Origin of the sequence: Amycolatopsis sp. lyj-84 (assembly GCF_046549075.1) — a bacterium.
Lineage (GTDB): Bacteria > Actinomycetota > Actinomycetes > Mycobacteriales > Pseudonocardiaceae > Amycolatopsis.
Map to the genome: position 1 here is coordinate 43,015 of NZ_JAJPWO010000004.1, position 11,004 is coordinate 54,018.

Consider the following 11,004-nt stretch of genomic DNA (forward strand, 5'->3'; position numbering starts at 1 on the left):
GTCGGGCCTTCCCGGCTACTCGCGCCACCCCGACAGCTCGACACCCTTGGCGACGTCCACCCGGTACCCGAGCGTCACGACACCCTTCGCACCCGGAGCGAGCGTCAGCCGCCAGGTGATCTCGCCCAGCTCGGTCCGCTCCACCGGATCCGGGACGGCGCGCACGTCGCGAACCGTGATCGCCTCGTCGCGAGAGACCGGCGCCTGGTCCAGCACGGTCACGACGGCTTCGCGCGGGCTGTGGTTGACGATCGTCGTGGTGTAGGCGGCCTCCCGCTTGCGAACACCGGACAAGGTCGCCTTGCTCGCCGTGCGGTGCGAGAGTTCCCGGTCGACCCGGATCCGGTCGTCCACGCCGAGGGCGAGTTCGAGCTCCTCACCCGGCGCCCAGACTTCGAGCCGTGTGGTGCCGACGAACTCCGTCTCGTGGAACACGGACGCCTTACCCGGCCGCAGCGTGTGCTCCGACGTGTTGACCACGGTCGCCCGCAGGAAGGCCTCCGGTGACCGCGCCGGGGCGGTGATGTAGCCCAGTTTGGCGGTCAGTTCGAGCTGTGCCAGCGTCGTGCGGTGGCCCTGTGCTCCCGAAGGCACCGCCACCGGGCGTCCCGGCCGGTAGGTGACCGCGGTGGCGCCCTCCTCGGCGGACGCGGTGCGCACCGCCATCGCCGGGGCGGGTGCCGCCAGGTTCCGGAAACCCGCCGCTTCCGGCATCCCGCCGCCCGCCGGTGACGCGCTGCCGTACGCGGCCCGCGCCATCACCGGTTCGACCGGGCGCACACGGTCGAGGAACCACGGATCGAGTTCCGGTACCTCCACGGTGTTCGCCGGACGCGCGGTCGAGAGCGCCAGCTCGCATTCGGGCCAGTCTTCGCCGGTGTGCTGGGTGATCCGCCCGTACCAGGTCACTGAGACGTCCTCGCCGCGGACACGCACGTCGTAGCCGGGCTCCCAGCTCGCGTTCGCGACCACATAGGACAGTTCGAGCCCGATTTCCGCGCGGTCCTCCTGGCTTTCCAGTTCGACCGTGACCGTCGCGCTGTCCACTTCGGACTGGCCTTGTCTGGCCTGGATCTCCCGGTCCAGCGCGCCGAGGTCGTCGCGGAGCGCGGCCAGCCGGATGCCGAGTTCGCGGCGTTTGCCCAGCGCCTCGGCCAGTTGCGTGCCGAGCGCGTCGGTGACTTCCGCGACCCGGGGCGGTTCCGCCGTGCCCGCCGCGAGCGCCTTCGCGAAACTGCCGCCACTCCGCTTCGCCACGCCTGTCAGCAGGTCGACCTTCGCGCTCTCCGCGGCGACGGCGTCGGCGACCTCGTCGACCATCGCCTGGTCGGCCCGCCGCCGCTCGGTCAGCGCGCGCAGGGAAGCGTCCGCGGGCGCGGGGTGGCGCTCGACGGCGACGTCGACCCCGGCGATGACCGCCGGACCGGACCCGGTGACACGGACCGAATCGCTGTCCAGATTCCACGGCAGCCCGGCGAAGCTGAACCGCGTCTCGTTGTCAAGGCGTGCCGACGCCCGTCTCGTTATCCGGGCATGGTGGGGGTAGACGGTGACGGCGACGATCGGTGCTTCCACGGTGCTCGGCATGCCCCCGACGTTAGTCTCTTGACACCCGTTCAGGGGGCCGGAAACCTCAGCTGCGTCTTGCCCACCCGCCCTTGGGGGTCACGTGAGAGTCGCCAGGCTCGCCGCCCTGTTCACCGCCGTCTTGGTTCTACCGGCGACGGCTTTGCCCGCCCAAGCCGACGCGCCACCAACGCCGGTCTTCAAGGACGGTCAGGCGCAACCGGTGTTCAACCCGGCGGACGTCATCCGGGAGAACGTCTGGGTCACCGCGCCGGTCGACAGCGACGGCGACGGCAAGGACGACCTCGTGCACGCCGAGGTGGTGCGGCCCCGCGCGACCCAGCAGGGGATGAAGGTCCCGGTCGTCTACCAGGCCAGCCCGTACTACGCGGGCGGCAACGACGTCGCGAACCACAACGTCGACGTCGAGCTGTACGTGCCCGGCGCCAAGCGCGCCCCCGCGGGCCCGCGGATCGCGACCAGCACCGTCGGCCCGAACGCGGCGCCGATCAGCTGGCGCTACCAGGACTACTTCACCGCCCGCGGCTTCGCCGTGGTGTACGGGGAGTCGCTCGGCAGCGGGCAGTCCACCGGCTGCCCGAGCACCGGCGACGTCAACGAGACCATCGGCGCGAAGTCCATTGTGGACTGGCTGAACGGCAGGGCGACGGCGCGTGACGCGTCGGGCAAGGCCGCCGTCGCGGACTGGAGCACCGGCAAGACCGGCATGACGGGCGTTTCCTACAACGGGACGCTGCCCAATGCGGTGGCCAGCACCGGCGTCGAGGGGCTGGAGACGATCGTCCCGATCGCGGCGATCTCCAGCTGGTACGACTACTACCGCAACGACGGCGCCGTCGTCGCGGCCGGCGGTTACCAGGGCGAGGACGCGGACGTGCTCGCCGACTACGTCTACACGCGCCAGGATCGCGCCGTCTGCCGTCCGCTGATCGACGGCATCGCGGTCGACCAGGACCGGGTGAGCGGCGACTACAGCCCCTTCTGGGACGTGCGGAACTACCGCAACGACGTGCGCAAGGTGCGGGCCTCGGTGCTCGTGGTGCACGGCCTCAACGACTGGAACGTCAAGACCGACCAGGGCACCCGCTGGTACGAGGCGCTCAAGCAGCACGGCGTCGAGCACAAGATCTGGCTGCACCAGTCCGGCCACGCCGACCCGTACAGCCTCCGCCGCGACGTCTGGCTCGCCACGCTCAACAAGTGGATGTCGCACTACCTCTACGACCTGGACAACGGCATCGAGCGCGAGCCGAAGGCCACCATCCAGCGCGAGGACAATTCGTGGGTGGACGAGGCCGAGTGGCCGCTGCCCGGCACCCAGGACGTGAAGCTCTACCCGTGGCCCGGTGGCTCCTCGAAGGGCAAGCTCGACACGGGCAACGCCGTTCCGGGCAAGCCCGCCGTCGAGAAGCTGGCCGACGACGCGAGCAAGACCGTCGAACAGCTCGCCAACGCTGCCTCGTCGGGTAACCGGCTGCTGTACTCGACCACCGCGGCGAAGCAGCCCGTACGCCTTTCCGGTACCGCGAAGGCCGGACTGTCGGTGTCCTTCGACAAGCCCGCCGCGAACGTGACGGCGGTGCTCGTCGACCGCGCCCCGAACGGCACGGCCAAGGTGATCAGCCGCGGCTGGACCGATCCGCAGAACCGTCGCGACCCCGCCCGCACCGACCCGATCACCCCCGGTGAGAAGTACCAGATCGAGGTCGAGCTGGTGGCGAAGGACTACCTGCTCGCGACCGGGCACAAGATCGAGTTCCTGCTGGCCTCCAGCGATCACGACTACACGCTCCGGCCGAAGGCGGGAGCGGGGATCTCGCTCGAGCTGAACCGCACCACCGTGGTGCTGCCGGTGGCGGGCGGGAAGCCCGCGCTGCGCGCCGCCTTCGGCTGAGTCCCGGCCGGTCCGCCCCCGAATGCCACGTCCACCCGGACGTGGCATTCGGCGTTTCCGGGTGGAAAACGCCGACCCGACCTCGGGCTTGTATGGAAAATGTATTTCCTCCGGCTTTGCTTCGCCGCGTCCGGCTTCCCCACCAGATGGAGGTCTCCATGTCCAGGTTGCGCCGCTTCGCAGCGCTCGCCGCGGCCGCCGTTCTCCCCGCGCTCGGCCTGACGCTGGCCGGTACGGCGCAGGCGTCGGCCGCCCCGAACTTCCAGGTCCCGTTCAAGTGCGGGGTGACGGTCACGGCCGCGACGTTCAGCGGGCACAGCCCGGCGAACTCGGTCGACTTCCAGAAGTCGGGGATCACCGGGATGCCGGTGCTGGCCTCGGCGGGCGGCAAGATCACCCGGGTCGCCAACGAAGGCAGCACGAGCTACGGGCGCTGGGTCGAGATCGACCACGGTGGCGGCTGGACCACCCGCTACGCCCACCTGTCGACCCAGTCGGTCTCGGTCGGCCAGTCGGTCAGCCTCGGCAAGCAGATCGGCACGGCCGGGGCGACCGGCGGCGTGACCGGTCCTCACCTGCACTTCGAAGAGCGGCTCAACGGAACGGCGCAGAAGGCGAAGCTGAACGGGGTCGCGGTGCCGTACTACGGCCACACGAACTTCACCAGCAAGAACTCGTGCGGCGGCAACCCGTACGAGGCCACCGAGGTGTGCGGCAGCGGCTTCTCCGTGGTCGACTCGCAGGCGCTCGCCGGCGGTTCCGGCACGGCGTACCTGCTCTACAACGCTTCGACCAAGGCCAACTGCGCGACCACGCTGAAGGCGGTTTCGCTCGGCACCGCGTCGCCGGTGTCGGCGTTCCTCGAAGTCCAGGGTTCGGCGCGCACCACCGATTCCGGCAGCTTCACCTACTACGCCGGACCGGTGAAGAAGACGGCCGCTTCGACCTGCGTCAAGTGGGGCGGCTCGGTCGGGACGAACGCCTACGAGAGCCCGTTCGAACACTGCGGCTGATCCCGAGGAGCCGGGCACGGTAGACCACCCCACCGACAGGATCGGCGCCCCGGACCGGTCCCGGCGGCGGTTGTCCACAACGGTCCCGGCCGTCCACAGATCTGTCCTGCCCCCACCCAGCGGCCCATTCCCGCCGCAGGGTGGGGGCATGACCACATCCACCCCGACCGGCAGGACCAAGGTCGACCTGAAGGATCCGGCGGACCTGCTCGCCGCGATCCCGTACATCCTCGGGTTCCACCCCGAGAACTCCGTCGTCGTCTTCGGGCAGCGAGGACCGGACCGCAAGCAGCAGGGCCTCACCCTGCGCGTGGACCTCCCGCCACCCGGCCTGGAGAAAGACCAGGCGCTCGACCTCGCGGCGCGGCTCGCCGCGACCGCGCACACCGGCGCCACGGTGGCCGTCGTCGGCGGAGGCGCCCCGAACCCGGCCGGGCGGCCGCCTCGCCGCCGCTTCGTCCGGCGCCTGGAATCCTCGCTCGCCGAGTACGACATCCCTTTGCTGCACTCGCTCTGGGTGCCGTCCTTCACCGCGGGCGTCAGATGGGCGTGCTACCGCGAGAAGACCTGTGGCGGCATCCTCCCCGACCCCCGCGAGTCGGTGATCGCCGCGGTCGCCATCGGCGACGGCCGCGTCATCCGCGAGAGCAGGGAGGAGCTGGAGCGCCTCTTCGAAGCCGGTCCGGCGGAGACGCTCGCGCGGCGTGCCGATCTCCTGAACCGGCTGGCCGACCCGCCGTGGGGCGGCGACGCCGTCGTCGAAGGGGGGCTCGCCGAGGTCAACGCGGCCCTCGCCCGGTACCAGCGGGGTGACCTGACGCTCACCGACGATCAGGCCGTCCGGCTGGCCTGGGCGCTTTCCCTGGTCGAGGTCCGGGGCGCCTGCCTGCTCACCGCGGCTCCCGCCGACTCGCCTTTGGCACGGGTCGCGGAAGATCTCTGGCTCCGTCTCGCCAGGGAGCTACCGGAGCCGGAATCCGCCGAAGCGCTGTGCCTGAAAGCGCACGCCGCCTACGCCCGCGGCGATCTCGCCTCCGCCGGGATAGCACTGGCGAGGGCCTGCGAAGTCGATCCGGACCACAACCTGGCCAGGCTGCTGACCGCCGCGTTGGACACGATGCTGGCGCCGTCCGAAGTGGCCGGAATCGTCCTTCGACAGCGAGAGGAAGCGCCGCCCGCGCTCAGCCTCGAGCCGCTTGGCGGGACTGAGTGAACGCCCACGCGTCGGCCACGATGCCGTCGAGGTCGGTGCGCTCGGGCTTCCAGCCGAGTTCGCCGTTCGCCCGCTCGCTGGAGGCCACCAGCACCGACGGGTCGCCCGCCCGGCGCGGCGCGACCGCGGCGGGGATCTCGTGACCGGTGGTGCGGCGGCACGCCTCGATCACCTCGAGCACGGAGAAACCGGTGCCGCTGCCGAGGTTGTAGACGCGGTGCTCGCCGTCCACCGCGTGGCGCAGGGCCAGCTGGTGCGCGTCGGCGAGGTCGACGACGTGGATGTAGTCGCGGATGGCGGTGCCGTCCGCGGTCGGGTAGTCGTCACCGAAGATCTGGATCCGCTCGCGGTCCCCGGTGGCGACCTGGAGGACGAGGGGGATCAGGTGGGTTTCGGTGGTGTGCCGCTCGCCGAAGGTGCCGTAGGCGCCCGCGACGTTGAAGTAGCGCAGGCTGACGGCGGCGATGCCGTGGGCCCGCGAGAACGACGTGATCGCGTGGTCGATGGCCAGCTTCGTCGCGCCGTAGGTGTTCGTCGGCTGCGTCGGCGCCGTCTCCGGGATGGGAGAGGACTCGGGCTCGCCGTAGGTGGCCGCGGTGGAGGAGAACACCAGCCGCTTCGTGCCGTGGTCGCGCATCGCCTCGAGCAGGCGAAGCGAGGTCAGGACGTTGCCCTCCCAGTACTTCGCCGGATCCGTCATCGACTCGCCGACCAGCGACTTGGCGGCGAAGTGGAGGACACCGTCGAAGCCGTCGCCGAGAAGGCGCCGCGCGACCTCGGCGGCGTCGCCCTCGACGAAGGTGGCGTCCGGGTGCACCGCGTCGGCGTGCCCGGTGGAGAGGTCGTCGACCACGGTGACGTCGTGCCCGGCCTCGATGAGGCGGGCCGCGCAAACGCTGCCCACATAACCGGCTCCGCCCGTCACCATCAGCTTCAGGGTCTTGGTCGGTTCGTCGGTCACGTTCGCGCCTTTCTGCTGCGGATGCGGTGGGTGCTCAGTCTCCTCGCCCCCGGGCACCTGCCGCGCCCGGGGGTGGGGGTCGAGAGGCTTCTCTTGATCAACGGAGGATCGGGGACGTTGAGTGTCCCCGATCCTCCGTTGATCAAGACCCGAGACCGGCCCGACCCCTCGACGATGTAGGAATCAGGACACTCAACGTCCCGATTCCTTCATCGTCACCCCGGCGCGCGCTGAGCCGCCAGCTCTACCCACTAAAGCGTGTCGCGGCCCGCGCCACGCGAAGGCACCGCGGTGAACAGCCTGGGGTGGCGCAGATCCGCCGCCTCGTACGCGGCCTTCACCGCCCGCCCCACGGTGTCCACATCGGACTCGCGGACCAGGGCGATGGCCGAACCGCCGAAGCCGCCGCCGGTCATCCGCGCGCCGAGCGCCCCGGCTTCGCGGGCCGAATCGACGGCGAGGTCGAGTTCACGGGTGGAGATCCGGTAGTCGTCGCGCATGCTGACATGCGAGGCGTCCAGCAGCGGGCCGATCTCGGTGATCCGGCCGGCACGCAGCAGATCCACGGTGTCGAGGACCCGCTGGTTCTCCGTCACGACGTGGCGCACCAGCGGCACCAGGTCCTCCGGAAGCTTGGCGAGCGCGGCGTCCAGCCCGTCGACGCCGATGTCCCTCAGCGCCTTCACTTCGAGCAGTTCCGCGGCGCGTTCGCAGCCCCGGCGGCGTTCGCCGTAGCCGCCCTCGGCGTGCGAGTGTTTCGTGCGGCTGTCCATGATCAGGATCCGGACGCCGGATTCCTCCAGCGGGAACGGCACCTGCTCCATCTCGCCGGACCGGACGTCGAGGAACAGCACGTTCGATTCCGTGCAGCACAAGGAAGCCGTCTGGTCGAGCAGACCGGTCGGCGCACCGACGAAGTCGTTCTCCGAACGCTGCACCCAGCGCGCCACCTCGTGCAGGGCGGGCGAACCCGCGCCGGTCCCCGGAGTGCGGCCCGCCAGCCCCAGGAGGGCGAGCGCGACGGCGCATTCGAGAGCGTGGGAGGAGGACAGGCCCGCCCCCGAGGGCACGTCCCCCGCGATCGCCACGTCCGCGCCGGCGCCGAGCCCCTGGTCACGCAGCACCCAGGCGACCCCCGCCGGGTACGCGGCCCACCCGTCGACCGAGCCGGGCCGCAGGTCGGCGATGGTGAGCGGGCCGGATTCCTGGACCCGGCCGTCCGAGCCGAGGGTGGCCACCGTCAGCGCGCCGTCCTCGCGCGGGGACGCCGCCGCGGCGAGCCGGTGCGGGAGGGCGAACGGCAGCACGAAACCGTCGTTGTAGTCGGTGTGCTCACCGATCAGGTTCACCCGGCCGGGTGCGGACCAGACGCCCGCCGGAGCCCGGCCGTGCAGGGTCCGGAAGGTCCCCGCAGCGTCGGACGCGGCGCTCACCTGGCCTGCGCCAGCACGGCGTGCAGCGCCGAGACCGGCACCTGGGCGGTGTTGTTCCCGCCGGTGACCTCGATGGTCCCGCCGGGCGCCGTCTTGCCGACCTTGACCCGGCTGCCGGGCACGATGCCGACCGACTTGAGCTCCGTCATCAGCGTCTCGTCGAGCTGCACGTGTTCGGCGATCCGGCGGATCTCGACTTCGCCGCCACCCATGCGGGCGAACTCGTCGAGCCGCACCAGGTCGGCTTCGGCCGGCGGGGCGGGATCGCCGTCGCCGAGCTTGTCCAGTCCCGGGATCGGGTTGCCGTAGGGCGACGTGGTGGGGTGGTCGAGCAGCTTGACCAGCTTGCGCTCGACGGCCTCGCTCATCACGTGTTCCCAGCGGCAGGCCTCGTTGTGGACGTGTTCCCACTCCAGCCCGATCACATCGACCAGGAGGCGCTCGGCGAGCCGGTGCTTGCGCATGACCGCGATGGCCAGCTCGCGGCCGTGTTCCGTCAGTTGCAGGTGCCTGTCGTCCGCGACCACGACCAGCCCGTCGCGTTCCATCCTGGCGACGGTCTGGCTCACGGTCGGGCCGCTCTGCTGCAGCCGCTCCGCGATCCGGGCCCGCAGCGGGACGACACCCTCTTCTTCGAGTTCGTAAATCGTACGCAAGTACATCTCTGTGGTGTCGATGAGATCGTTCACGCTGTCCCCTTCGTCCGCGTTGCTCATCGTAGTCGCTGGCACTGACAGCGACGCACGCGTGGGGACAACAAGCTCCGAGGCGGGAAAAGTCCCCCAAGCTGGGCGTGGAGCCGCGAGGCACGGGAAGATGGGCCCATGCGCCCCATGATCACCACCAGCGAACTCGCCGCGCAGCTCTCCGGGCCGGAATCGGCACGCTCCGTAGTCCTCGATGTCCGCTGGCGGCTCGCGGGCCCGCCGGGCGCCGATTCCTATCGTGAGGCACATCTCCCGGGCGCGGCGTACGTCGACCTCGACACGGCGCTCGCGGGGGAGCCGGGCGACGGCGGCCGTCACCCGCTGCCCGAGCCGGAGACTCTGCAGCGGCATCTGCGGGCGGCCGGGATCCGCGCCGGTCACCCGGTCGTGGTGTACGACGACTCCGACGGTTCGGTCGCGGCGCGGGCGTGGTGGCTGCTGCGCTGGGCCGGGCACACCGAGGTCGCCGTGCTGGACGGCGGATTCGCCGCCTGGGCCGAGGAAGAGCGCCCGCTCACCGGCGAGATCCCCTCGCCCGAGGAGGGCGACATCGTGGTGAAGCCCGGCGGCATGCCGGTGCTGGACGCGGCCGGGGCCGCCACGCTGGCCAGGGAAGGGCTGCTCTTCGACGCCCGCGCCAAGCCGAGGTACGCGGGGGAGACCGAGCCGATCGACCCGCGCGCCGGGCACATCCCCGGCGCGGTCAACGCGCCCTTCTCCGGGCATCTCGCGGAGGACGGCCGCTGGCGTGACGCCTCGGAACTGGCCGAGCGGTTCGAAGGACTCGGCGTGGATCCGGAAACCCCGGTCGGTGTCTACTGTGGATCGGGCGTCACCGCCTCGTCCGTCGTCCTCGCGCTCGAGGTCGCCGGTCACCCGGAGCCCGCGGCGTTGTACGCGGGTTCGTGGTCGCACTGGTCCCGCGATCCGGAGCGCCCGGTGGCCACCGGGGACCTGCCCGGCTGACCCGCGCGGCGGCCGGGGACGGGGCATGAGCCGCTTCCGGGCACTAGAGTCCGTGCCATGCGAGCACCGGCCGTCGTATGGGACTCCTCGCTGCTGGGTTACGACCTCGGCGGCGAGCATCCGTTCAATCCGGTGCGGCTCGAACTGACGATCCGGCTCGCCACCGAACTCGGCGTGCTCGACGGGGTCGAGCTGCTCGTCCCCGGGCCCGCGGGTGAGGACGAGCTGCGCCGCGTCCACATCGGCGAGTACATCGAGGCCGTCCGGCAGGCACCGATGACCGGTGCCGATTTCGCGCACGGGCTCGGCACCGAGGACAACCCGGTGTTCACCGGGATGCACGAGGCTTCGGCCCTCGTGGTCGGCTCGACGTTGCTGGCCGCGCGCAAGATCGCCGAGGGCGAGGCGACCAGGGCGGTGAACATCGCCGGCGGGCTGCACCACGCGATGCCGGACAGGGCGTCGGGCTTCTGCGTCTACAACGACTGCTCGGTGGCGATCTCGTGGCTGCTGGACCACGGTTTCGATCGCGTCGCGTACGTCGACACCGACGTCCACCACGGCGACGGCGTGCAGGCGGCGTTCTACGACGATCCCCGGGTGCTGACCGTTTCCCTGCACCAGCACCCGTTCACGTTGTGGCCGGGCACCGGCTACTCGGCGGAGATCGGCAAGGGCGGCGCCGAGGGCACCGCGGTCAACCTCCCGCTGCCGCCCGGCACCCGCGACGGCGGCTGGCTGCGGGCGTTCGACGCGGTGGTGCCGTCACTGCTGGAGCAGTTCCGGCCGCAGATCCTCGTCACCCAATGCGGCGTCGATTCACACGAAGAAGACCCGCTGGCGGATCTCTCGCTCTCGGTGGACGGCCATCGCGCCATCTACCGGCGGCTGCGGGAACTGTCCGAAGCGCACGCGGGCGGCCGCTGGCTCGCCGTGGGCGGCGGTGGCTACCAGCTGATCCGGGTGGTGCCGCGGTCCTGGACCCATCTGCTCGCCACCGTGCTCGATCGCGACGTCGACCCGGCGACGGCGCTGCCGCCGAACTGGGTCGCGTCGATCTCCAGGGCGGCGCCGAACGCCGAGATCCCGCCCAGCATGTCCGACGACCGCGAAACCGCCTTCGTCCCGTGGGGAGACGGGGCGGACGAGCCGGTCGACATCGCCATCCGCGACACCCGCCGCGCGATCTTCCCGCTGCACGGTCTCGATCCGGACGATCCGAGGGACTGA

The 11,004-nt window shown here is 71.2% G+C and carries 9 protein-coding genes; 5 read left to right on the plus strand and 4 right to left on the minus strand.

The window, feature by feature from the left end; all coding sequences use genetic code 11:
* Nucleotides 1-15 precede the first annotated feature (15 nt).
* Entirely contained in the window at nucleotides 16-1,587 is a 1,572-nt protein-coding gene (locus ACLJRM_RS14350; protein ID WP_410663212.1) for a DUF4139 domain-containing protein, read from the minus strand.
* An 82-nt stretch (nucleotides 1,588-1,669) separates the two neighbouring features.
* On the opposite strand from ACLJRM_RS14350, the gene ACLJRM_RS14355 reads away from it, so the two are divergent.
* From ACLJRM_RS14355 to ACLJRM_RS14365, 3 genes are all read left to right on the plus strand, one after another.
* Nucleotides 1,670-3,481: a Xaa-Pro dipeptidyl-peptidase gene (locus ACLJRM_RS14355; RefSeq protein ID WP_101606423.1), complete on the plus strand. Its 1,812-nt coding sequence runs from the start codon at nucleotides 1,670-1,672 to the stop codon at nucleotides 3,479-3,481.
* 158 nt (nucleotides 3,482-3,639) lie between these two features.
* Nucleotides 3,640-4,494, plus strand: coding sequence for a M23 family metallopeptidase (locus ACLJRM_RS14360; protein WP_101606424.1), 855 nt, complete (start codon nucleotides 3,640-3,642; stop codon nucleotides 4,492-4,494).
* Between the two features lie 148 nt (nucleotides 4,495-4,642).
* Nucleotides 4,643-5,707 carry a DUF4192 domain-containing protein gene (locus ACLJRM_RS14365; protein ID WP_101606425.1) on the plus strand — a complete coding sequence of 355 codons (1,065 nt, stop codon included), beginning with the start codon at nucleotides 4,643-4,645 and terminating at the stop codon, nucleotides 5,705-5,707.
* Here ACLJRM_RS14365 and galE read toward each other — a convergent pair.
* From galE to ACLJRM_RS14380, 3 genes are all read right to left on the minus strand, one after another.
* Nucleotides 5,676-6,635, minus strand: a complete 960-nt coding sequence (galE, locus tag ACLJRM_RS14370; RefSeq protein ID WP_101613042.1) for a UDP-glucose 4-epimerase GalE — start codon at nucleotides 6,633-6,635, stop codon at nucleotides 5,676-5,678. The genes ACLJRM_RS14365 and galE overlap by 32 nt on opposite strands.
* Before the next feature lie 284 nt (nucleotides 6,636-6,919).
* Nucleotides 6,920-8,101, minus strand: a complete 1,182-nt coding sequence (gene galK / locus ACLJRM_RS14375; protein ID WP_410663213.1) for a galactokinase — start codon at nucleotides 8,099-8,101, stop codon at nucleotides 6,920-6,922.
* Nucleotides 8,098-8,817 (minus strand): metal-dependent transcriptional regulator, encoded by a 720-nt coding sequence (locus ACLJRM_RS14380; RefSeq protein WP_101606427.1) that lies wholly within the window; start codon nucleotides 8,815-8,817, stop codon nucleotides 8,098-8,100. Before ACLJRM_RS14380 ends, galK begins: the two co-directional genes overlap by 4 nt.
* Nucleotides 8,818-8,925: 108 nt before the next feature.
* Here ACLJRM_RS14380 and ACLJRM_RS14385 point away from each other — a divergent pair, with 108 nt between their 5' ends.
* Nucleotides 8,926-9,774 (plus strand): sulfurtransferase, encoded by an 849-nt coding sequence (locus tag ACLJRM_RS14385; protein ID WP_410663214.1) that lies wholly within the window; start codon nucleotides 8,926-8,928, stop codon nucleotides 9,772-9,774.
* A 57-nt stretch (nucleotides 9,775-9,831) separates the two neighbouring features.
* Nucleotides 9,832-11,004 carry an acetoin utilization protein AcuC gene (locus tag ACLJRM_RS14390; RefSeq protein ID WP_101606429.1) on the plus strand — a complete coding sequence of 391 codons (1,173 nt, stop codon included), beginning with the start codon at nucleotides 9,832-9,834 and terminating at the stop codon, nucleotides 11,002-11,004.